This window comes from Bacillus sp. LSHTCR4 (assembly GCF_057197025.1).
The window spans coordinates 643620-666495 of the sequence record NZ_JBXUNO010000002.1 but is presented as its reverse complement, the minus strand read 5'-3'; the positions used below and the strand labels follow the sequence as shown (position 1 = coordinate 666495).

Annotated in this window: 21 protein-coding genes; 2 read left to right on the top strand and 19 right to left on the bottom strand. The window is 36.6% G+C overall.

Translation table 11 applies throughout. From position 1 onward, the window contains the following. Positions 1–4: 4 nt before the first annotated feature. The 4 genes from buk to AC2CGR_RS17195 all read right to left on the bottom strand — a co-directional run bounded on the left by buk (position 5) and on the right by AC2CGR_RS17195 (position 5498). A complete protein-coding gene (buk, locus tag AC2CGR_RS17210) occupies positions 5–1108 on the bottom strand; it encodes a butyrate kinase (protein ID WP_033691477.1) in 1104 nt (367 codons plus the stop codon). Positions 1109–1195: 87 nt separating this feature from the next. Next, positions 1196–2296, bottom strand: coding sequence for a leucine dehydrogenase (locus AC2CGR_RS17205; protein WP_000171362.1), 1101 nt, complete (start codon positions 2294–2296; stop codon positions 1196–1198). A 34-nt stretch (positions 2297–2330) separates the two neighbouring features. Further along, the gene (gene yqiS / locus AC2CGR_RS17200) at positions 2331–3230 is read right to left on the bottom strand and encodes a phosphate butyryltransferase (RefSeq protein ID WP_000763073.1); all 900 of its coding nucleotides are present in this window, start codon (positions 3228–3230) and stop codon (positions 2331–2333) included. 195 nt (positions 3231–3425) lie between these two features. Continuing rightward, positions 3426–5498 carry a sigma-54 interaction domain-containing protein gene (locus AC2CGR_RS17195; protein WP_087966044.1) on the bottom strand — a complete coding sequence of 691 codons (2073 nt, stop codon included), beginning with the start codon at positions 5496–5498 and terminating at the stop codon, positions 3426–3428. Between the two features lie 136 nt (positions 5499–5634). Here AC2CGR_RS17195 and AC2CGR_RS17190 point away from each other — a divergent pair, with 136 nt between their 5' ends. After that, complete coding sequence (locus tag AC2CGR_RS17190; RefSeq protein ID WP_400501318.1) at positions 5635–5868, top strand: DUF2627 family protein; 234 nt, start codon at positions 5635–5637, stop codon at positions 5866–5868. Positions 5869–5916: 48 nt separating this feature from the next. Here AC2CGR_RS17190 and AC2CGR_RS17185 read toward each other — a convergent pair whose 3' ends face one another. Continuing rightward, positions 5917–6645: a glycerophosphodiester phosphodiesterase gene (locus AC2CGR_RS17185; RefSeq protein WP_087966041.1), complete on the bottom strand. Its 729-nt coding sequence runs from the start codon at positions 6643–6645 to the stop codon at positions 5917–5919. Between the two features lie 50 nt (positions 6646–6695). Between AC2CGR_RS17185 and AC2CGR_RS17180 the strand changes: the two genes are divergently transcribed. Beyond that, complete coding sequence (locus tag AC2CGR_RS17180) at positions 6696–6842, top strand: YycC family protein (protein WP_001247671.1); 147 nt, start codon at positions 6696–6698, stop codon at positions 6840–6842. A 188-nt stretch (positions 6843–7030) separates the two neighbouring features. Here AC2CGR_RS17180 and AC2CGR_RS17175 read toward each other — a convergent pair whose 3' ends face one another. The 14 genes from AC2CGR_RS17175 to accC form a co-directional block, all read right to left on the bottom strand. After that, complete coding sequence (locus AC2CGR_RS17175) at positions 7031–8557, bottom strand: glycosyltransferase family protein (RefSeq protein WP_400501320.1); 1527 nt, start codon at positions 8555–8557, stop codon at positions 7031–7033. A 287-nt stretch (positions 8558–8844) separates the two neighbouring features. Continuing rightward, positions 8845–9639: a sporulation transcription factor Spo0A gene (gene spo0A, locus AC2CGR_RS17170; RefSeq protein WP_033686380.1), complete on the bottom strand. Its 795-nt coding sequence runs from the start codon at positions 9637–9639 to the stop codon at positions 8845–8847. Between the two features lie 287 nt (positions 9640–9926). Next, entirely contained in the window at positions 9927–11225 is a 1299-nt protein-coding gene (gene spoIVB, locus AC2CGR_RS17165) for a SpoIVB peptidase (RefSeq protein ID WP_061687160.1), read from the bottom strand. Between the two features lie 118 nt (positions 11226–11343). Beyond that, complete coding sequence (gene recN, locus AC2CGR_RS17160; protein WP_484481017.1) at positions 11344–13083, bottom strand: DNA repair protein RecN; 1740 nt, start codon at positions 13081–13083, stop codon at positions 11344–11346. 267 nt (positions 13084–13350) lie between these two features. Continuing rightward, on the bottom strand, positions 13351–13800 hold the full coding sequence (gene argR / locus AC2CGR_RS17155) for an arginine repressor ArgR (protein ID WP_001032581.1): 450 nt from the start codon (positions 13798–13800) through the stop codon (positions 13351–13353). A gap of 142 nt (positions 13801–13942) precedes the next feature. Beyond that, positions 13943–14782: a TlyA family rRNA (cytidine-2'-O)-methyltransferase gene (locus AC2CGR_RS17150; protein WP_001274742.1), complete on the bottom strand. Its 840-nt coding sequence runs from the start codon at positions 14780–14782 to the stop codon at positions 13943–13945. A gap of 3 nt (positions 14783–14785) precedes the next feature. Then, entirely contained in the window at positions 14786–16678 is a 1893-nt protein-coding gene (gene dxs, locus AC2CGR_RS17145; protein WP_484481016.1) for a 1-deoxy-D-xylulose-5-phosphate synthase, read from the bottom strand. Between the two features lie 303 nt (positions 16679–16981). Then, positions 16982–17872 carry a (2E,6E)-farnesyl diphosphate synthase gene (ispA, locus tag AC2CGR_RS17140; protein ID WP_270184811.1) on the bottom strand — a complete coding sequence of 297 codons (891 nt, stop codon included), beginning with the start codon at positions 17870–17872 and terminating at the stop codon, positions 16982–16984. Then, complete coding sequence (gene xseB, locus AC2CGR_RS17135; protein WP_000428423.1) at positions 17872–18102, bottom strand: exodeoxyribonuclease VII small subunit; 231 nt, start codon at positions 18100–18102, stop codon at positions 17872–17874. The genes ispA and xseB overlap by 1 nt, the downstream gene beginning before the upstream one ends. Continuing rightward, positions 18092–19450, bottom strand: a complete 1359-nt coding sequence (gene xseA, locus AC2CGR_RS17130) for an exodeoxyribonuclease VII large subunit (protein ID WP_000415266.1) — start codon at positions 19448–19450, stop codon at positions 18092–18094. The genes xseB and xseA overlap by 11 nt, the downstream gene beginning before the upstream one ends. Positions 19451–19476: 26 nt before the next feature. Then, positions 19477–20337: a bifunctional methylenetetrahydrofolate dehydrogenase/methenyltetrahydrofolate cyclohydrolase FolD gene (gene folD, locus AC2CGR_RS17125; protein WP_042875514.1), complete on the bottom strand. Its 861-nt coding sequence runs from the start codon at positions 20335–20337 to the stop codon at positions 19477–19479. 23 nt (positions 20338–20360) lie between these two features. After that, a complete protein-coding gene (gene nusB, locus AC2CGR_RS17120; protein ID WP_000830249.1) occupies positions 20361–20753 on the bottom strand; it encodes a N utilization substance protein NusB in 393 nt (130 codons plus the stop codon). A 347-nt stretch (positions 20754–21100) separates the two neighbouring features. Continuing rightward, positions 21101–21493, bottom strand: a complete 393-nt coding sequence (locus AC2CGR_RS17115) for an Asp23/Gls24 family envelope stress response protein (RefSeq protein WP_000807630.1) — start codon at positions 21491–21493, stop codon at positions 21101–21103. Between the two features lie 22 nt (positions 21494–21515). Then, on the bottom strand, positions 21516–22868 hold the full coding sequence (gene accC, locus AC2CGR_RS17110) for an acetyl-CoA carboxylase biotin carboxylase subunit (RefSeq protein ID WP_484481015.1): 1353 nt from the start codon (positions 22866–22868) through the stop codon (positions 21516–21518). Positions 22869–22876: the final 8 nt, after the last annotated feature.

The window sequence follows — 22876 nt, the reverse complement described above, 5'->3', positions numbered from 1 at the left end:
TATCTCAACCCCTAGCTACCGTTTCTTTTTCACGTACAACATATTCTTTTGGAGCTTCTTCTTCACGTAATACACGAAGTGCTCCTTCTGCTAATGCTTCTAACTCATCTTCGCCTGGATGTACGATAACATCTGCAATCCAGTCCACTCGCTCTTTTATTTCATCGACAAGAATTTTACTGTATGCCAGTCCACCAGTTAATACGATTGCATCGATTTTCCCGTGAAGTACAGCGCTAGCTCCGCCAATCTCTTTTGCAACTTGATACGCCATTGCCTTATAAATAAGAGTTGCTTCAGGATCACCTTTTTCAACCATTTGCTCTACTTTAATCGCATCATTTGTACCAATTAAACTTACAAGTCCACCTTGTCCGACAAGTTTTTTAATCATTTCATCTCGGTAATACTCACCAGAGAAACACATTTCTACTAGTTGTCCTACTGGTACTGTACCAGCGCGCTCTGGACTAAATGGGCCTTCTCCGTTTAAACCGTTATTCACATCGATTACTCTTCCTTTTTTATGGGCACCAACTGTAATACCGCCACCCATATGTGTAACTAATAAATTTAAATCCTCGTATTTGTGATTTAACTGTTTAGCTACTTTACGAGCAACTGCTTTTTGATTTAATGCATGGAAAATACTTTTGCGTTCCATACCAGCAATACCACTTATACGAGCAACTGGCTCCATCTCATCTACAACAACAGGATCCACAATGAATGCAGGAATGTTTAATCCAGAAGCAATTTCATATGCTAAAATGCCTCCAAGGTTTGAAGCGTGATGACCGCTAAAGCCATTTTTTAAATCTTCTAACATCGCATCGTTTACTGTATACGTACCGCCTTCGATTGGACGAAGTAATCCACCACGCCCACAAACAGCGTTTAATTTTGAAATGTTAATACCGTGAGAATGTAAAACTTCTAAAATCGTTTCTTTTCGAAACTCATATTGGTCGATAATTCGCTTATATTTTCCAATCTGTTCTACGTCATGACGAATCGTTTCTTCTAGAACGGGTCTTTCATTATCAAAAACACCTATTTTTGTGGATGTACTACCTGGATTTATAACAAGAATTCGATTTACAGACAATGTTGCTACCTCCACTAATAAATTCAAAAGGAAGTGGGGACCTCATAAGAGGTAACCACACCTTTTGTAAAAGTTATATATGAATGATTAGCGACGGCTAATAATATCGTGACCGTTGCGTAAGTATGTGCTACGAGAATTTTTCAAGCTTGCGATACGCTCTTCAGCTAGACGATCTGCCGCTACATAAGTTGCTATGCCATCGCGTTTTGAAATTTCGATTACTTTTGCAATTGTGTCATAAATTGACTCAACACGTTTTAGTGCACGTTCTCTATTGTATCCATATAATTCGTCTGCTACGTTAATTACGCCACCTGCATTAATTACATAGTCTGGTGCGTATACAATACCCATTTCATGAATGATGTCGCCGTGACGATCTTCTTTTAATTGGTTATTTGCAGAACCTGCGATTACTTTTGCTTTAAGTTGTGGAATAGTTTCGTCATTAACTGTTGCGCCTAATGCACATGGTGCGTAAATATCACATTCAACACCGTAAATTTCATTTGGTTCAACTGCTGTTGCACCGAATTCTTCTACTGCACGTTGTACAGCTTCTTTATTAATATCTGTAACGATTAGTTTTGCTCCCTCAGCGTGTAAATGTTTGCATAGGTGATATGCTACGTTACCAACGCCTTGAACAGCAATTACTTTTCCTTCTAAATTATCAGTACCGAAAGCCTCTTTCGCAGCAGCTTTCATACCACGATAAACACCGTATGCAGTTACTGGAGATGGGTTACCAGAAGAGCCGAATGATGGTGAAATACCTGTTACAAAGTCAGTTTCTTCGTGGATAATATCCATATCATCTACTGTTGTACCAACATCTTCAGCTGTAATGTAACGTCCGTTTAGTCCTTGAATATAACGACCTAATGCACGGAACATCGCTTCGCTCTTATCTTTACGTGGATCACCGATAATTACTGTTTTCGCACCACCTAAGTTTAAGCCAGCTGCTGCGTTTTTGTATGTCATCCCTTTTGCAAGACGCAATGCATCTTCAATCGCCGCTTCTTCAGAATCATATGTCCACATTCTTGTTCCACCAAGAGCAGGTCCAAGTGTTGTATCATGAATTGCAATAATTGCTTTTAAACCTGATTCTTTATCTTGACAAAATACTACTTGCTCATAATCATATTTTTCTAAGTATTCGAAGATTTCTAATGTCATTGTCGTTTCCCCCTAATGTTTTACCCTATTTGGTTTATTTTGAAGCAGTGGCAACTGCCAATGCTAATGAATATACTTTTGTTTCTGCTGAATCAGCACGAGATGTTAAAACAATCGGTGCTTTTGCGCCAGCAATCATTGCTCCTACTTTTGCATCCGCAAAGTATACGAGTGATTTATATAGCACATTTCCAGCTTCAATTGTTGGGACGAGTAAAATGTCTGCCTTACCTGCTACATCACTTACTATGCCTTTATGTTCTGCTGCAATTTGTGATACTGCATTATCTAAAGCAAGTGGCCCATCAACAACACAATTTTTAATTTGTCCGCGGCGATTCATTTGAGTTAACATCGCTGCATCAATTGTCGCTTGCATCGCAGGATTCACAACCTCTACCGCTGCAATTGGTGCTACCTTTGGCAAATCAATTCCTATTGCTCGGGCAACTTCTACAGTATTCTGTATAATAGCAGCTTTTTGTGTTACATCAGGTGCAATGTTCATCGCTGCATCTGTAACAAAAATGAGACGATTGTAGTTTGGAACTTCAAATGCTGCAACGTGTGAAAGTACGCTACCTTTACGAAGTCCCCACTCTTTATTTAATACAGCTTTCAAAATATTTGCTGTTGGGATGTTCCCCTTCATAAGCACATCTGCTTCGCCATTTCTTACAGCTTTAACAGAAAGTTCTGCAGCCTCAGCACTTGACTGTGCTGCAATCACTTCAATATGTTCTGAAGTTTGTAAACTATGTTCTTGTAGCATCCCCATTATTTTTTCTTGGTTTCCATATAGACGAAATTGAGCTAGCTGTAATGTAATTGCTTTCGCTACAGCTTCAATTACCTCATGATCTTCAGCTACTGCTACAGCCACAGTTTTTTTAGGTTGGCCTGCCGCTTGATCAATTAAGTGTTCTAACTTCATATTTTGTAATCAACCCTTTCCGTCGTCCCTCGTCTTTTTATTAAGCAAATACCGTGCCAACTTTTAAAAGTGGTCTTACCAATAATGAAAACGCATTCAAAACACAGTAAAATCAATACTTTGGAAAATAACAAAAAATTCTGTCTTATTTTGTCGCTTTTTGTATACCATGCAATAAATTGCACGGTACGCAATTTATTGCATGCTATTTTTTGCACACTCATACTTTTCTAGCTTGTAATATAAATTTCGAACCGAAATTCCTAACGCTCTTGCTGTTTGTGTTTTATTTCCACCAAATCTCTCTAAATATTCATGAATGATATTCCCTTCAAACTCCGTCACTAAATGCTCAAGTGGCTTTTCTTCTAAATCCGGTAATAAATGAGCTTGCTTTGACTCCACCTGCTCTTCGTTATGTAATGGCGGTAAATGTTGTACATCAATATAGGTCTCGTTATAATTCATAAAGATAATAGCTCTCCCCAAAATATTTTCAAGTTCCCTCACATTCCCTGGCCATTCATATGATTGTAAATATGAAATAGCAGAATTAGTGAGCCCCTCTATATTTCGACCATAATCTTGGTTAATTTTTTGAATTAATCTGTCTGCGATTGCCGGTATATCCCCTTTACGCTGACGAAGAGATGGAATTTGAATTGGAATTTTATTTAATCGATAATATAAATCCTCCCTGAACTCTCCTTCTAAAATGGCCTTTTCTAAATTCACATGCGTCGCTGCAATTACTCTGACATTGATAGGAATTGCTTTCGTTCCACCAACTTTTACAATTTCTTTCTCTTGCAAAACGCGAAGGAGTTTCGCTTGCGTATTGGCAGATAGCTCCCCTATTTCATCTAAAAAGATACTGCCGTTATTCGCTTCCTCAAAAAATCCACGTTTTCCGCCTCTTTTCGCGCCAGAAAATGCACCTTCCTCATAACCGAATAATTCACTTTCTAACAACGTCTCCGAAATAGCTGCACAGTTTACACGAACGAACTTATTATACTTTCGATTGCTTCCATTATGGATAGCATGTGCAAACAATTCTTTACCTGTCCCAGATTCCCCGCGTAGTAACACTGTTGCTGGTGTATTCGCCCCAAGTTTCGCCTGTTCAATAGCGGCCGTTGTTTCATCTGAATTTCCGACAATGTCATCAAATGAATATTTCGCTTCTAACGTTCGAATGATTTGCCTTGCTCTATTCAATTCATTTGTTAATTTTTGAATTTCTGATACGTCGCGAATTACACCGACGCTTCCTTTCAATATTCCATCCACAATGACTGGTGCTACGTTTACAATTACATCTCGCTTTTTTTGTCCGATTTTCATATGTATGCCTCGTACTGCTCTACGTGTTCGAAGTACTTTCATATGCATACTTTCACCTTCTACAATATCGGTTGTAGCTGGCTTCCCAATAATGTCTTCTTCTGTTAAACCTGTTAATTTCGTATAAGCAGGGTTAATTACTAACCCTCTTCCTTTTTCATCCACGACCGAAATCGCTTCCTCAGACGAGTTAATAATCGCTTCAAGTAACGTTTGAATCTCCTTTAAATCTGTAACTTCTTCCGCAAGATCTACCACTTCTGTTATATCTTTAAAAATCGCAAATGCCCCTTGTACTTCTCCTCCCTCTTTTAATATCGGAATACGGGTTGTAATAATTTTCTTTTCATTCTCCAGCGTCAATTCATAATTCACTTCTATTTGTTTCGTACGTATAATACGAAGCAACTTACTAGTCGGAATAACTTCTAAAATATATTTCCCTACCGCATCTTCTTTTTTATACCCGATAATACGCTCTGCACTTTTATTAAATAGGCGAACTTGTCCCTCTCGATCAATCACAATCATACCGTCATGCGTAGAATTTAAAATTAAATCCCCTTGCTGCGTCTGTTCTTCTAACTTTCCAATTAAATCTTCCTTCTCATGTGCTAATCTCGTAACAATTTTTGCAATATCACCTGGTATAAGAAGAGTATCTTTATGCTTTTTCTTTAATAACTCTTTATGTAAATCATCATCACCTGTCATATCAAACATTACATCAATGTGCATAGAAAGAAACGGCGTTACACTCTCTCCAATGGTAACCCCGTATTCCTTAGCCATTTGCAATCCTTTTGCTACCGGATTTATATCAATAATCCCTATAATTTGAAATATATTTGAACTTTGCAACAGATTCAGCAATGTACTGCCACCTTCACCTGCACCAACAATTAAAACTTTTTGTTTCATGTATTACACTTCCTTTCGAAGTATCTCTGCAAAATTTTTCACACCCTTATCTTACTCGTTCAGCCCCCTCTTGACAAACCCCCTTTTCATATAACATCATTAAAATAAACGAAATAATCTGAAAAGGAGAGTTTATATGCAGCGTTACCTTGCTCTATTATTAGCACTCATCCCTATTTCATTAGCTGTGTTTGGCATTAAATTAATGAGAGATACCGTATTCGGGATTCTATTTCCTCCACTCTCCATGCTTTGGTTACAATTTTTAATTGGCGCTCTCTGCTTCGGGTTCGGGTTTTATATTTTTGGCGGCTTCGTCTTACACCGAGACCGTAAACGAAATAAAGTACAAGCTCGCTTTAGAAGATAAGAAAGCCCTACTATTTATAAATAAAAAATGAGACCGTTACACGCGGTCTCATTTTTTTATTGGCAATAACGTTCTTGCCGTTTCAGGATAATCCGTAATAATCGCCGATATATTCATATCAAAATATTTACGCATAAGTGTTTCTTCATTAATTGTATACGGCCGAACCTCTACATCACTTTCCATCGTTAATTCAGCAATGGCATCTTGAAGATAACGATAATTCGGATGCACTGCTGTAGCGCCCATTTTTTTCGCATATGCCCACGGGCTGTGCAAGCCTTCACGATATAAAATCGCTGTTTGAATATCAGGAGCCATCATATGACACCTTTTCATACTGTAATGATTAAATGAAGAAAATATAACACGATCTTCTAGATTAAATTTCCGTACAAGCGTTATAACTTCTTCCTCTAAACCTCTGTATGGAATTTTATTGTTTTTAAGTTCAATATTAAGTAGCAACTCTGTTTTTTCAATCCATTTTAACACCTCTTCTAAAAGAGGTATTTTACAAAATCCTACTTTATCACCAAATTTATAGCTCGCATCTAATTTACATAAATCCTCATATAAATAATTTCGGACCGCACCTTTTCCATTCGTTGTCCGATCCACCGTTTCATCATGAATGACGACAACCTTTCCATCTTTCGTTAATTGAACATCAAGCTCAATTCCGTCCGCTCTAAAAGCCTCCGCCGCTTCAAATGAAACCATTGTATTTTCCGGATACGTTCCCGCTGCACCACGATGTGCAAATATAAGAGTCATCCTCACTCCCCCAATCTTATGCTATACTATACGAAAAAGGAGGTACTTCTATGAGACCATTACAAATTTCTCCAGACACTGCAGTCCGCTTATCAAAAGCATTAGGTGTTCCACTTGAACAACTTATGCATATGCCGCAGCACATTTTGATTCAAAAGTTAGTTGAATTAGAAAAACAAAATAAAGACGAAGAATAATACAGTCCTGTTTTGCAGGACTTTTTATTATTTTCTATTATATCACGGATGACTTGCTCGCTAAAATCCCTTAACCGATATACTATGATTCCATTTAATCTTTTCTTCAAACATTTATAGTCAATTAAATGAAACCCCCTCTTTTAACAAAAGAGGGGGTTTCTCACTACTCGTTTTAGTTACTCAAATTATACATTTTGCTTTTCTTTGTTAAAAATCATAAACAATTTATACAATCCTAAAGAAGCTGGAATATTCATAAATGCAAATGCCTCATACGTATAATGGGGAGCTGTTTCCCATAGTAACAAGAAAGCAAATACCCCTAATGTACTAATTATCGTAATTCGTATAACTTCCGATTCATTTTCATCTTTCTTTTTATAAAGAATAACAGCCGCCAGGACAGCTATATATACGAATAATTTGATAACATACGAATATATGGTAACAATTTTATAATTTGTTGTACTATAGTTCGATACGTAATGAGTTACCGTGTCATTTTTCTGCTCAAACCATTCTCCAATACGATACATAGAGAACTGACTTGATACCCATTCTCTAGTTATTTTTTCATTTAAATGTTGTACATAACCCATTACACCAAGTTCATTGAAACGCTGCACAATAACTTCTTTATTGTGTTCATTCATATCCTTCGTATTCTTCATGCTTTCATCATCAATATAAATTGAATCTGCCTGATTCCATACACCATACGTATCTTTGTTCAGACCCATTTTCACCCAATGAGTAAATGGAATTTTTTCAATTTCATTATCGGTACTGAGATTTAACTTTGTCGTTATACCTTTAAAACTTACAATAAGGATTAAACAAAATAAAACACTACTTAACACCTTTACAGAATATGCCTTACGAAACTTAAAAATATTTTCAATTACAATCGCTAACGCTACGGCTAATGCTGTCGGTCTTATAATATAAGTACAAGCTGCAAAAACCCCTAATAAAATCCATAAAGTAATCTTCCTTCTTTTTGTTTCCGCCGTTTTCAAGCACAAATATGTATACATCGTTGCTGAAATAAAAAATATTACTAATGTATGCGTATAGAAAACTGGTGCCTGCCAATAGATAAAAATATTTAGCACAGATAACACGATCGATATGTGAGCAACTTTAAAGTTTGTAATTTTCCTTACAATCAATACATTTAAAATAATACTACCTGTTATACAAGCTATTGGTAATATTTTTATCGCTACATCTACGCTTCCTACCAATTTAGCAAAATATCCTCCTAATAATACAATATGTGTATTATATGGATAAAATAGAAGCTGTCCCATTTCTAAAAATTTCTTATCTCCATTAAACACAGAGACAATTCCTTGTTTAAGAATGGCATAATCCCCTACAACAGGGTTAAATGCTATGGAAGTAATAATTATTTCTATCGTCAAAATGATTATGATACCTAAAGTAATCATAATATTTGTGTACGTTCTTTTCATTGTACTAATAACCCATTTATAATACATAAAGAAGAGCGCAAATAAAAATAACGTAGCTGCTATAACAATACTAACTTTTATTGTAGTATACTCCTCAGTCGGATAAGGAAATTCACTACTCATCAAAATTGTTTTTGGAATAAAAAATTTACTTACTATCATTGAAAATATACATAAAAACAATATCTTAACAATGATTAGGTAAGCTCGATTCACTATTTTTTTTACAGTCATTCTTCCATTCTCCTATTTCTCTATTTTTTCCAAATCAATGATACGTTATAGATATTATGATGTCAAACCTTCGTATTTTCTGTACATATCCTTATTTTCACTGCATTTTTCTATATAAATATGTATTCCTTTAAAATCCTTAAATCGAAGTAAATAAAAAGACCAACGAATTCTAACATTCATTGGTCATTAAATAAAAGTTTCATTGGTTTTAAATTTACTATCGAGTATAAATTTCGAGAATTATTAAGCTTTACTAAAACTTAACTCCCTTACTTCTTCTATTCTCAGCTAGCCTTATGTTCAAGTCTCAGCTTATCCGCAACCATTGCGATGAACTCGGAATTCGTAGGTTTTGCTTTTGACATGGATACTGTATAACCGAATAAGGACGAAATAGAATCAATATTCCCACGACTCCATGCTACTTCAATTGCGTGACGGATTGCACGCTCAACACGGCTTGCTGTTGTATTATATTTCTTCGCGATATCTGGATACAATACTTTCGTAATAGATCCAAGTAATTCGATATCGTTGTACACCATAGAGATCGCTTCCCTTAAGTACATATACCCTTTAATATGAGCAGGCACACCAATTTCATGGATGATACTCGTAATGCTCGCATCTAAGTTTTTCGGCTTGCCATCTATTGTCGTTGCTGAACGGAAAGATGGAAGTGGACGTTTAATGGTAGCGTTCGCTTTACCGCTCACTTGACGAATATGACTCGTTAAATTCTCCATATCAAATGGTTTTAATATGAAATAGGAAGCACCTAAGTCAACCGCTTTTTTCGTCACATCTTCTTGACCAAATGCTGTCAACATAATTACGCTAGGCTGTCTTAACCTTTCAATATGTCGCATTTTCTCTAGTACAGCTAAACCATCTAAATGTGGCATAATAATATCTAAAACAAGTACATCCGGCTGCTTATCTTTTAATAAATTTAAACACTCTTGACCATTATAAGCAGTACCGATTACTTCCATATCATCTTGAGCAGCTACATAACTCTCTAACATTGATACTAATTCTTTATTATCATCCACAAGACATACTTTAATTTTCTCCACAGCTTTTCCTCCCTTACCGAATCGATTCTCCGACATGTGTATCCTTCTAGGCTACATGAATTGTTCGACAATTGTGTGAAAATTCCCTTTTAAAGTTTGTTACTTTCCGATAAAATCACAAAAAAATATGTTTATCGTTCATTTATTCCCTTTCGCAACACATTCCATCATAGAAATACAACGAAACGTTCAACCCTTTTCTTTTATTTTACAACAAAAAACACCTCTTGCGGAGCTTTTACAAAATTTCAACGAATTTTTCAATAGAAAAGCGAGCTAATTATTAATTAGCTCGCTTTTCTTTCTTGATCATAAATGTTAATTCCAGCCTCATGTAACATCCATTCAATATGAACACCATACCCGGATGTTGGATCATTTACAAATACATGTGTAACAGCACCAATTACTTTCCCATTTTGTACAATTGGACTTCCGCTCATCCCTTGTACGATACCACCCGTTTTTGCTAATAAACGTTTGTCTGTCACTTTTATTACCATGCCCTTTGTTGCCGGAAACTTTTGCGGTACTGTACTAACAACTTCAATATCAAACGCTTCCACTTTATCTTGATCAATAACCGTTAATATTTTTGCTGGTCCCTCTTTTACTTGATGAGATAGTGCAATAGGCATTGCTTTATCCATTACGCCATTTGTCATATTTGTATTCAATTTGCCAAAAATACCAAATGGACTATTTATTGTAATATTACCAATCACTTCACGATCTGGTGAGAACCTCGCTAATTTCTCTCCTGGATTCCCATGACTACCTCTTTCAATTGATGTAACTGTCGAACGCATAATTTGTCCATCTTCGACTTGAATCGGCTTTTTCGTATCGTTATCAGAAATGACGTGACCAAGTGCCCCATACTTCATAGAATCTGGATGAACAAATGTCATTGTTCCAATTCCAGCTGCCGAATCACGAATATATAAACCAATGCGATAAGACGATTCTCCACTGTCTTTTTGTGGTGTTAATTTAGTGCGGATATGTTTTCCATCTCTTAACAAAACAAGATTAAGTGGTTCACCTGTTTCACCACTATTATGAATAAATGGTGCTACATCGCTCATCCTTTCAATTGTTTTGCCATTAATTTCAGTAATCATATCTCCAATTTGTACACCAGCTGTTTCACCAGGAGATACTTTCCCTTTTTCAGTTTGAATTAAATGATGGCCTACAACAAGTACTCCTTTTGTGTTTAACTTCACACCAATTGATTGTCCACCTGGAATAACTTTAAAATCTTTTAATACTTTCACATTTACTTTTTTCACTGGAAAACCAGCAAGTTGAAACACCATATCCGCTTCACCATTTTGATGAGAATTTACCATAAGTCCTTGTTTTTGTTCATTTGAACTCACTGTAAACACATGACGATCTGTTGATGCAGCTTTAAATACTGGTAATGAAGCTATTTCTGATTGTTGTCCTTCAAAAACAACAAGTTGCTTCGGGGATGAAATAAACGTACGAAGTGGTTTAAAACATCCAATAAAAACTAAAGAAACAAGGAGACAAATACCTATTATTTTGCGAAATCTTTCTAATTTCAATTTGTTCACTCTCCTCGCTCCTACCCCACATTCAGCCTCTTGGCTTCACTTTTTAATCTCTCCTTGCAATGCTTTATTTATAACCGGAAGAATTAAGAAATCATCATTTGAGAAAAAAAGCTATCCATTACTGGATAGCCTCTGCTGTCTGTTTAAAATGATGCGCTTGCGTAAGTAATTCTTTCGCATGTTCTGTCGTTAAATCTGTAATTTCTACACCCGAAATCATTCGAGCTATTTCTGTTACTTTATCTTCCATAGTTAAAACCGTAACGGATGTAATTGTTCGATCATTCGCTACTTGTTTTCGAATAAATAAATGCGAATCCGCCATTGATGCTACTTGAGGTAAGTGCGTAATACAAAGTACTTGTGAGTTTACTGATACTCGATAAATTTTTTCCGCAATAGCCTGTGCAACCCGGCCACTTACACCCGTATCCACTTCATCAAAAATAACAGATGCAACACCTTGATGCTTAGAAAAAATGCTTTTTAAAGCTAAAATAATACGAGATAACTCTCCGCCAGAAGCCACTTTTGAAAGTGGTTTTAGCGGCTCACCTGGATTTGTTGAAATATAAAATTCCACATGATCATAACCATCCGCCGTAAGTCTTATCGGTGCTCCCTCCACGAGAGGCTCTTCCGCATTTCCTTCTCGCTTCATAATTCTCACTTCAAATTTTGTTTTTTCCATATATAATTCTTTTAATTCCTGATGAATGGCATTTGTAAGATGCTCTGCAAGTTCATGACGCATATTACTTAACAACGTTGCTTCTTTCAGAATAACACTTTCTAATTCCTTCAACTGTTTCTTCGTCGTTTCAATATGAACGTCTTTATTTTCAATCGTAAAAATCTCTTGTTCAATTTTATCAGCATACGCTAAAATCTCTTCTACAGTATTTCCATATTTTCTCTTTAGCATACGAATTTCATTTAAACGCGTTTCAATTTCATCTAAACGATTCGGATCATATTCCATCATATCGAGCTTTTCTCTCAGTTGGTACGCTACTTCTTCTAATAAGTAATAGCTATTTGCAATGGAATCATGATTTTCTTGATACACTTCATCTAAATGTGTAATACTCTCCATTTGTCCCATTGCGCTTCGTACATTATCTAATCCTTGTCCGTCAGCACTTAACGAGCGATATGCATCCCCTAATGCTTTGTAAATTTTTTCAAAATTAGAAATTTGCAATCGTTCTTCAGTTAAGTCATTTTCTTCATCCATCTTTAAATCCGCCTTACGGATTTCTTCATGTTGGAATTGGATTAAATCTAAGCGATGCGCCATTTGTTGTTCATTTTCACTTAACGATTTTAACTGTTTTTTTAACTTCTCATAGTCAGCGTATACGTTTTGGTATATATCCAATTGTTTAACAATACGATCTCCATCAAAATGATCAAGCATAAATAGATGACGTTCTTCATTCATTAAGTCTTGCGTTTCGTGCTGCCCATGAATATCAACAAGTGTTTTTCCAATTTCTTTTAATACACTAAGGGTAACTAGTTTTCCATTTACACGACATACACTTTTTCCGTTTGCAGCGATATCACGCTTCAAAATAATCATGCCGTCTTCTATTTCTATGTCCAACTCTTCAGCCTTTTCAATACATGGATGCTTATCATCTTCTACATAAAATAGCCCCTCTATTTCAGCTTTTTCTGTTCCGTATCGAACAAATTCTGCTGAACCACGGCCACCTACAAGTAAACTAATCGCATCAATAATAATCGATTTTCCGGCCCCTGTTTCACCACTTAAAACCGTTAATCCTTTTTGAAAAGAAATATTTAATGCCTCAATAATAGCAAAGTTTCTAATCGATAATTCCGATAACAATGCCCCATTCACCTCGTTATAAACTAATCCCCTATGAAGGGCTTTTCTCAGTTCTTTATTCAAATAGTCATACTATATGTTTGTATGTATAAATTACTTTTCTAACCGCTCCATTGTACCAAACATTTGTTTTACGGGTCAATCCACCTATTTTCTAATTTTATTCAAAGAAAATATTATATTACAATTAAGAATTCACGTTTTTAACCAATAAAAATATCCTGTTCACTTTCCACTTTACAGAGGAAAGCAAACAAGATTTTTTTGTTACAGCATATTTAAGAAACGATCAGAGACAACACCTGTATCTTCAGGTGTACGGCAAATAATTAAGCAAGTATCATCACCACAAATGGTTCCGATGATCTCATCCCACTCTAAATGATCAATAAGTGCTCCAAGTGAATGAGCGTTACCAGGCAATGTTTTTAGCACAAGCATATGTCCTGCCGTGTCTAATTTTACAAATGAATCCACTAGATTGCGTTTTAATTTTTGTAACGGGTTAAATCGTTGATCTGCTGGCAAGCTATATTTATAGCGACCATCATGTAATGGCACTTTCACTAAGTGCAATTCTTTAATATCGCGCGATACTGTTGCTTGCGTTACATTAAATCCCTCATTACGTAAAATATCAACTAATTCATCTTGTGTTTCAATTTCTTTGTTCGCAATAATTTCCCTGATTTTAATATGGCGCTGACCTTTATTCATACATTTGCACCTCACACTATCTCTTACCATAGTTTAAACATTGGTATACTTCACTTATTTATGTTAACTTATAATTCGTTACTTGTACACAATTGTTTTTACAATCATTATACAATTACAACAAAAAGAGGAACAACATATGTTATTCCCCTTTCCCTTTTTGTTTTAGGACATCATGTGCCTCTGTAACTACTTGCTCAACAGAAACTGGAGAATGATTTTCGCCATTCTCACGTTCACCATGCCATTTCAGATGAATTAAAAATTCAATATTACCATCCCCGCCGGTAATTGGTGAGAATGTTAAACCTTCTACGTCGTATCCTTCTTTTATAGCAAAGTCGACAATCATTTCTACGACAGCCTCATGTACTTTTCGATCACGAACGATACCCTTTTTACCAACTTGCTCTCTTCCAGCTTCAAACTGCGGTTTAATTAACGCTGCTACATCCCCATTCGGCATAAGCATCGTTTTTAAAACTGGCAATATAAGCTTTAATGATATAAATGAAACATCGATACTAGCAAATTGCGGTAAACCACGTTCTAAGTCTGCTGGTGTTACGTAACGGAAGTTTGTTCGTTCCATTACGACAACACGCTCATCTTGACGTAATTTCCACGCAAGTTGATTGTACCCTACATCTAATGCATAAGATAATTTCGCTCCATTTTGAAGCGCACAATCGGTAAAGCCACCAGTTGATGAACCAATATCTATCATAACTTTATCTTGTAAATCAAGATGAAATGTCTCTAATGCCTTTTCAAGTTTATAACCACCACGGCTTACATACGGCATAACTTGCCCCTTCACCGTAATCTCTGTATCTTGTGGGATTTTTTCTCCTGGCTTATCCAATCTCATCTCATTCGCATATACAAGGCCGGCCATAATGGCGCGTTTTGCTTTCTCACGTGTTTCTATAAGCCCTCGCTCTACTAATAGTACATCTACTCTTTCTTTTTTTGCACTCATTTGTTACGCCCTTTTTTGTTTTGATGGAATCATTGTATGAATACGGTCTATAACAGCATCTGTCGTTAAACCGATTTCTTCTAATAATTTTGTTACACTACCGTGCTCTATGAAACGATCTGGAATACCCATTCGTTCAACTAACGCACTATGGTACCCGTTCTCAGACGCAAATTCAACTACTCCTGTTCCAAAACCACCGATTAAGCAAGCTTCTTCAATTGTTAAAATCGGTATATTTTTTCCTAAGAGATCATGTAAATATGCTTCATCCATTGGCTTAATAAAGCGAGCGTTCACCACTTTCACTGAAACTCCAGCCTTTTCAAGACGCTCAGCCGCTTCCATTGCCATTGGTATTGTCGTACCAAATGTTAAAATAGCTGCTTGTGTACCTTCTTTTAACGTTTCCCATGAACCGATTGGAATCGCCTTTAATTCTTCATCCATATGAACGCCAAGTCCATTACCGCGCGCATAACGTAATGCGATCGGCCCATCTTCATATTGCATCGCCGTATATACTAAATGTTGCCCTTCATTTTCATCTTTTGGCATCATAAGTACCATATTCGGCAAGTGGCGTAAGAATGAAATATCAAATACACCTTGATGCGTTTCACCATCTGCTCCTACTAAACCAGAGCGATCGATTCCGATAAAAACATTTAAATTTTGACGGCATATATCATGAACAACTTGGTCATATGCTCTTTGTAAAAACGTTGAATAAATTGCTAAGAATGGCTTCATACCTTGCGTTGCCATACCCGCTGCCATTGTTGTAGCATGCTGTTCTGCAATACCTACATCAATCATACGATCTGGGAATTCTTTTTGGAATTTCTCAAGTTTTGATCCAACAGGCATTGCAGGGGTAATTGCAACGATACGCTCATCCGTTCTCGCTAGCTTAAGTACTGTTTCACTTACAACAGCACTCCATGCTGGTGCAACTTCTTTCGGTTTAACGAAGTCACCTGATTCAATTTTATAAGGTCCTGTTCCATGCCAAGTGCCAATAACATCACTCTCAGCTGGTTTGTAGCCTTTTCCTTTTTTCGTAATAACATGAACAAGCACTGGGCCTTTTGTTTTCTTTGCATATTGCAACGTTTCGAATAACTTTTCATAATCATGTCCATCGACTGGACCTAAATATGTAAAGCCTAACTCTTCGAAAAAGACACCGGATACTAGTAAATATTTAAGACTATCTTTTATTTTCTCTGCTGTCGCAGCAACTTTCCCGCCAACTGCTGGGATTTTCTTCAATATATACTCTAGTTCGTCTTTTACCCAATGGTATTTTCCTGCGGTACGTAGACGTCCAAGTACATTATGAAGTGCACCAACGTTTGGCGCAATTGACATTTCATTATCATTCAAAATAACAATCATGTCTGTTTTTTCATGTCCAATATGGTTCAATGCCTCTAAAGCCATTCCGCCCGTTAAAGCACCATCACCAATGATTGGTATAACATATTCTTTCGTTTTCTTTAAATCACGTGCTAGAGCCATTCCCATTGCAGCAGATAATGATGTTGAGCTATGGCCAGTTTCCCACACATCGTGCTGACTCTCGCAACGTTTTGGGAAACCACATAGACCTTGATATTGCCTTAATGTGCCGAATTCTTTTGCACGTCCTGTCAAAATTTTATGTACATAGGATTGATGTCCTACGTCCCATAAAAATTTATCTTTCGGACTATCAAATAATTTATGCAGAGCAATTGTGAGTTCTACTACACCTAAATTAGGTGCAATATGTCCACCTGTTTGAGAGAGCTCTTCAATTAAAAACTTACGAATATCCTCACTCAATCCCTCTAGTTCGCTGATAGACATATCTTTCAAAAAACTAGGGTTTTGAATTTGCGTTAGATCCACATGGATCACTCACTTTCATTTCATAATCTGTCAACATGTCAAATATTATAAAAAACATTTACACCAAACAAGAAATTCTCTTTTTTTTATCTTTTACCTTATCCTGCTATTAGCCAGTCTATTGCGCCCTAATCCTATTATAAACCATATTTCTTTAGGCGATGAAAAAAATAGCCGCTAACACGAAGTGATAACGGCAATGTAATCTACATATATTTTTGCCAATAACAAGAAAAGAAAAACCTTTTCCTACATTTATATCATAAAATGATGAATGACTCAACAAATGAAAACGCTGTTATATTAGTTATTACGTTTTGCAATCAAATCGCAAATAGATAGTAAATATTCATCTTGTAATTGCAAGGAACCAATAGCATCTTTTGCTTTGGCAATAGTTTCTTCTAAAATATCCTTTGCTCTATCTACAGTAAATAACGTCGTATATGTGCTCTTTTCGTTAGAAACATCACTACCAATTGGTTTTCCAATCTCTTCTTCGGTTCCTTCCACATCTAAAATATCATCTCGAATTTGGAAAGCTAAGCCGATATATTTTGCAAACTCAAGTAGTTTTTCTTCCTGTTCTTCTGTCGCATCAGAAAGTATCGATCCTGCAAGTACAGCGAATTCAAGTAGTTTTCCAGTCTTATGCTTATGAATATACTCCAACTCATCGATCGTAAGCTGTTTCCCTTCCGCTTCCATATCTGCCACTTGTCCGCCAACCATTCCTTCTGGTCCTGCCGCTTTTGCAAGCTCAAGTACAAGTCTTACTTTTTTCTCAGCAGAGATTTCCTTTTGTTCATATGCCATAATAACTTGAAAAGCATATGTCAACAAACCATCTCCTGCTAAAACTGCCATCGCTTCACCAAATACTTTATGATTTGTGGGCTTCCCTCTTCTTAAATCATCATCATCCATACAAGGTAAATCATCATGAACTAACGAGTATGTATGTATCATTTCAAGAGCACAAGCTGCACCTACACCAAGATCTTTTTCTTTACCAAACGCTTGTAATGTTGCAAATAAAAGTAACGGGCGGAGACGCTTTCCACCCGCTTCCAAAGAATATGCCATCGCTTCACGAAGTACATTTGGACATTGTAATTCATTTGCATAGCTTACAAGCTTCTCTTCTACGAAAGTTTTACTTTCTTTCAAAAAAGTATCAAAAGCAATTGTCACTATGCTTCATCTCCTAAAGCAGTAAACGGTTCAAGCTCTCCATCTTCCCCAAGAATAACTGCCATTTGTTCTTGTACGTTCTTCAACTTCTCATCACAAAGCTTAGATAATTCCATACCCTCTTTAAAATAAGAAATTGCTTCTTCTAAAGGTACGTCACCTTGCTCTAGCTTAGAAACGAGATGCTCAAGTTGCGAAATTGCCTCTTCAAAGCTTAATTTATTTTCCATTATTCAATTCACGCTCCTCTATGCCTGATACGCTACAATCTAGTATTCCATCTTGTAATTGAACTGAAACAGCATCTCCAAGGCTGACATCTTTCACACTTTTTAACACTTGCTTCTCTTCATCATATACAAGCCCGTACCCTCTCATCATTACTTTAAGCGGACTTAGCGCTTCAAGTTTTTGAGCAGCTCTTACAAAGGCAAATTCTTTCGTTTGGAGTAATGTTTGCATTTCACGTTGCAATTGCTTTTGCAATGTTTCAACTGCTACCTTCGTTTGCATAATTTTTTGAGATGGGTGGTGCTTCTCTAAATAAAATGAAAGCTGTTTTAACTGATTTACCTTTTTATCAATATAGCGCTCTTTCGCTAACACAAGCTGTTCTAACGCTCTATCCAATTGCTCTTCTTTTTGCTCATATACTTGTCTTGGATAACGGAACGCATAAGATTTTTGCAATACTTGTAGTTTTTCTTCTTTTTTATGTACTAACTCTCTCATCGCTCTTTGCAATCTTAGAGTTCTTTGTAATACCTTTTCTTGTAATTCTATAATATTAGGCGCTGCCAACTCAGCCGCTGCAGTTGGTGTTGGTGCTCTTAAGTCGGCAACAAAATCCGCAATTGTAAAGTCTGTTTCATGACCTACTGCTGAAATAATAGGGATCTCACTCTTGAAAATAGCTCTTGCAACCATTTCTTCATTAAACGCCCACAATTCCTCAATAGAGCCTCCACCGCGCCCAACGATTAGGACATCTATCCCTTCCATTTCATTCGCTGTACGAATCGCTTGTACAATTGAGGGAGCTGCTGACTCCCCCTGTACAAGTACTGGAAACACAATTACATTTCCAATTGGATAACGACGTTTAATCGTTGTTATAATATCACGAATCGCTGCCCCTGTTGGTGACGTAATCACACCTATTGTTTTCGCGTAAGGAGGGATTGTTTTTTTGTAAACTTGAGAAAACAAGCCTTCTTCCTCTAAACGAACCTTTAATTGTTCGTAAGCTAAATGCAAGTTTCCGACTCCGTCAGGCTGCATGTCTTGAATATAAATTTGATAAGAACCACTCGCCTCGTAAACAGAGATTTTCCCTTTCACGAGTACCTTCATCCCATTTTCAGGTCTGAATTTAATATTACGATTATGACCCGCAAACATAACCGCTGCGATTCTTGCATTTTCGTCTTTCAATGTAAAATACATGTGGCCACGGCTATGATTTTTAAAGTTGGAAATTTCACCTTTTAACCAAACAGACTGCAAATGCGGATCATATTCTATTTTTGTTTTTATATAGCGTGTTAACGCTGTAACGGTTAAATATTGTTTCTCCATTTCTCTCTCCTCATAGCCGATTCAAATTATTTACAAACGACACCTGCACGCTTAGCCGATTCAACAGTATTATGAAGAAGCATTGTGATTGTCATTGGACCAACACCCTTTGGCACAGGTGTAATGTAACCTGCAACATCTAGCACGTTGTCAAAGTCAACATCACCACAAAGTTTTCCTGTTTCTAAACGGTTTACACCAACGTCGATTACAACTGCTCCTTCTTTCATATAATCAGCTGTTATCATTTTAGGTCGTCCTACTGCTACGATTAAAATATCAGCTAACTTCGTTAACTCTTTCATATTTTGCGTCTTAGAATGACAGTATGTGACAGTTGCATTTTCATTTAAGAACAATTGTCCCACTGGCTTGCCGACAATATTACTTCTTCCAATTACTACAACATGTTTTCCCGAGATATCAAGATTTGTTTCTTTTACTAACTCTACAATACCATGCGGTGTACAAGGAAGGAATGTATCTTGTCCCGTCATCATACGTCCCACGCTGATTGGGTGAAATCCATCTACATCTTTTTCTGGTGAAATTCTTTCAATGATAGCTTTTTCTTCAATATGTTTTGGTAAAGGTAATTGCACTAATATGCCATTAATACGGTCATCGCCATTTAAGCGATCGATTTCAGCAAGCAAACGCTCCTCCGTAATTGTTTCAGGAAGTTCAATTAGCTCTGAATAGATTCCTACTTGTTCACAGCCCTTTTCTTTTCCTTTTACATAAGAACGAGATGCTGGATCTTCTCCAACTAGAATAACTGCTAATCCTGGTACAATCCCTTGCTCTTTCAACTTCACAACTTCTTCTGTTAATTGTGCTCGTTTTTTCTCCGCAACTTCATTTCCTTTGATGATTACTGCTACCATTTTAAGATTCCCCCTTAAAGAAATTACAGTGTATCTTTTATATTAGATAAAACGCCGTTAATAAAACGACGAGATTCCTCATCCCCAAATGTTTTAGCAATTTCAATTGCCTCGTTAATTGTTACGTTGTGTGGAATTTCTTCCATGTATTTCATTTCATACACAGCTACACGTAAAATACTGCGATCAACAATACTAATACGCTCAAGCTTCCATTTTTTTAAGTTTTGACGAATCGCTTCATCAATTACTTCTTTATTTTCTACAAAACCTACTACAAGTGATTCTAGAAACTCATTTGTTTCTTCACCTTCGTCTAGCGTGTTCTCCACCGCTACTTTCGGTTCTAATTCACCTGTAATATCCATTTGATATAATGCTTGCATAGCTCTTTCTCTAGCCGTCCTACGTTTCATTGTAACTCTCCTTTATGCTTCAAGTCTTTCCTTATACTTTGTTATATTATTATAATTTATAAGCCGTCAATTCACTTACTCTTACAGTTTTCATTGATTTTCCAACCTTATAATACAATGATAATAACACAATTTATCGTTTCACACACGGGTTACAAGGCTGAAAAATAATAAAAAGATTAACTTCAAGTTCCATATCTTATCACAATGTACGTTTTTTGGTAAAACGAAACATTTTCTTTTTAATTTCTTATTTTTTGAAATAGTATAATAATTAGAGGTTTTTAATTTGTGAAGAAATGAAACGATAAAAAAGATGCCTATGTTACTAGGCATCTTTTTCATTCTTACACTGGTTCGATTTCTGTTTTTTGTGTTTCGAATGTTACGCCAACGATGTGAACATTCACTTCTTTTGGCTCAAGCCCTGTCATTGTAAAGAGTGCTTGGCGAATGTTGTCTTGAATCTTTTGTGCAACAACTGGAATTGCTACCCCAAAGTACATCACAACATAAAGGTCAACGATAATATCTTCGTTTGCTAATTCAACCTTTACACCTTTACCATGATTTTTCTTACCTAACTTCTCAACAACATCTGTAGCAAAATTGCCACGCATTGCCGCTACGCCTTCTACCTCAGCAGCTGCAATACCTGCAATTACTTCAATTACTTCTGGTGCAATTTCTACTTTACCAAGAGTTGTATCTTGACCCATATCTAACATATGTTCAGCCATGAAAAAAACCTCCTTTAATGTATCACTGCGTCACAAGTTCATGCTCTTCCAAAAATTTCGTATTAAACTCACCTTTTACAAAATCAGGATGATCTAACAATTGCAAATGGAACGGGATTGTTGTATGTACGCCTTCAACGACAAACTCACTGAGTGCACGCTTCATTTTTGCAATTGCCTCTTCACGTGTTTTTCCGTGAACAATTAATTTAGCAACCATCGAATCATAGAAAGGTGGGATTGAATATCCCGGATATACAGCTGAATCGACGCGAATACCAAATCCGCCTGGTGGCAAGTACATTTCTACTTTACCTGGAGATGGCATAAATTTTTTGGCAGGGTTTTCCGCATTAATTCGGCATTCAATTGCCCAACCATTAAATTGTACTTCTTCTTGCCGTAACGATAACTTTTCTCCAGAAGCAACAAGAATTTGTTCTTTAATTAAGTCCATCCCTGTTACCATTTCAGTAACTGGATGCTCAACTTGAATTCTCGTATTCATCTCCATGAAATAAAAGCTTTTCGTTTTATATTCATAAATAAACTCAACCGTACCAGCACCTGTATAATCAACCGCTACCGCCGCTTTAACTGCCGCCTCACCCATCTGCTTACGCACATTTTCATCAAGTGCAGGTGATGGACTTTCTTCTAGTAGTTTTTGCAAGCGACGCTGAATTGTACAATCACGCTCTCCTAAATGAATGGCATTTCCGTGTGTATCTGCCATTATTTGAATCTCAACATGGCGGAAATCTTCAACGTACTTTTCTAAGTATACACCAGGGTTCCCAAAAGCGGTACTAGCTTCTTGCTGTGTAATTTGAATTCCTTTTACAAGCTCTTCTTCATGGCGCGCAACACGAATACCTTTTCCGCCGCCACCTGCAGTCGCTTTAATAATAACTGGATATCCAATTTGATTAGCAAGTTCGATCGCTTCTTCGGTATTTTTAATAATTCCTTGTGAACCCGGTACAATCGGAACCCCTGCTTCTTTCATTGTATCACGAGCAACGTCTTTTGTGCCCATCTTTGAAATAGCTTCTGGACTTGGACCGATAAAAATCAAGTTACATTCACGGCATAACTCTGCAAAATCTGCATTCTCTGCTAAAAATCCGTATCCCGGATGAATCGCATCGCAGCCTGTTAACTTCGCAACACTAATAATGTTCGTCAAATTTAAATAGCTTTCTTTCGAAATCGTTGGTCCTACACAATACGCCTCATCAGCAATTTGTACGTGAAGTGACTCTTTATCTGCTTCTGAATAAATTGCAACTGTTTCAATATCCATTTCTTTACAAGCACGAATAATTCGTACAGCAATTTCTCCACGATTGGCTATTAATACTTTTTTTATCATCACAAAGA

Bases quoted from the DNA above. Each gene is read 5' to 3' on its own strand.
- xseA (WP_000415266.1), bottom strand. From the start codon at position 19,450: ATGGAGAAACAATATTTAACCGTTACAGCGTTAACACGCTATATAAAA.
- yqiS (WP_000763073.1), bottom strand. From the start codon at position 3,230: ATGAAGTTAGAACACTTAATTGATCAAGCGGCAGGCCAACCTAAAAAA.
- AC2CGR_RS17205 (WP_000171362.1), bottom strand. From the start codon at position 2,296: ATGACATTAGAAATCTTCGAATACTTAGAAAAATATGATTATGAGCAA.
- folD (WP_042875514.1), bottom strand. From the start codon at position 20,337: ATGGTAGCAGTAATCATCAAAGGAAATGAAGTTGCGGAGAAAAAACGA.
- nusB (WP_000830249.1), bottom strand. From the start codon at position 20,753: ATGAAACGTAGGACGGCTAGAGAAAGAGCTATGCAAGCATTATATCAA.
- AC2CGR_RS17150 (WP_001274742.1), bottom strand. From the start codon at position 14,782: ATGAGTGCAAAAAAAGAAAGAGTAGATGTACTATTAGTAGAGCGAGGG.
- AC2CGR_RS17180 (WP_001247671.1), top strand. From the start codon at position 6,696: ATGAGACCATTACAAATTTCTCCAGACACTGCAGTCCGCTTATCAAAA.
- AC2CGR_RS17195 (WP_087966044.1), bottom strand. From the start codon at position 5,498: ATGAAACAAAAAGTTTTAATTGTTGGTGCAGGTGAAGGTGGCAGTACA.
- accC (WP_484481015.1), bottom strand. From the start codon at position 22,868: ATGATAAAAAAAGTATTAATAGCCAATCGTGGAGAAATTGCTGTACGA.
- argR (WP_001032581.1), bottom strand. From the start codon at position 13,800: ATGAATAAAGGTCAGCGCCATATTAAAATCAGGGAAATTATTGCGAAC.
- AC2CGR_RS17115 (WP_000807630.1), bottom strand. From the start codon at position 21,493: ATGGCTGAACATATGTTAGATATGGGTCAAGATACAACTCTTGGTAAA.
- xseB (WP_000428423.1), bottom strand. From the start codon at position 18,102: ATGGAAAATAAATTAAGCTTTGAAGAGGCAATTTCGCAACTTGAGCAT.
- AC2CGR_RS17175 (WP_400501320.1), bottom strand. From the start codon at position 8,557: ATGACTGTAAAAAAAATAGTGAATCGAGCTTACCTAATCATTGTTAAG.
- AC2CGR_RS17185 (WP_087966041.1), bottom strand. From the start codon at position 6,645: ATGACTCTTATATTTGCACATCGTGGTGCAGCGGGAACGTATCCGGAA.
- AC2CGR_RS17190 (WP_400501318.1), top strand. From the start codon at position 5,635: ATGCAGCGTTACCTTGCTCTATTATTAGCACTCATCCCTATTTCATTA.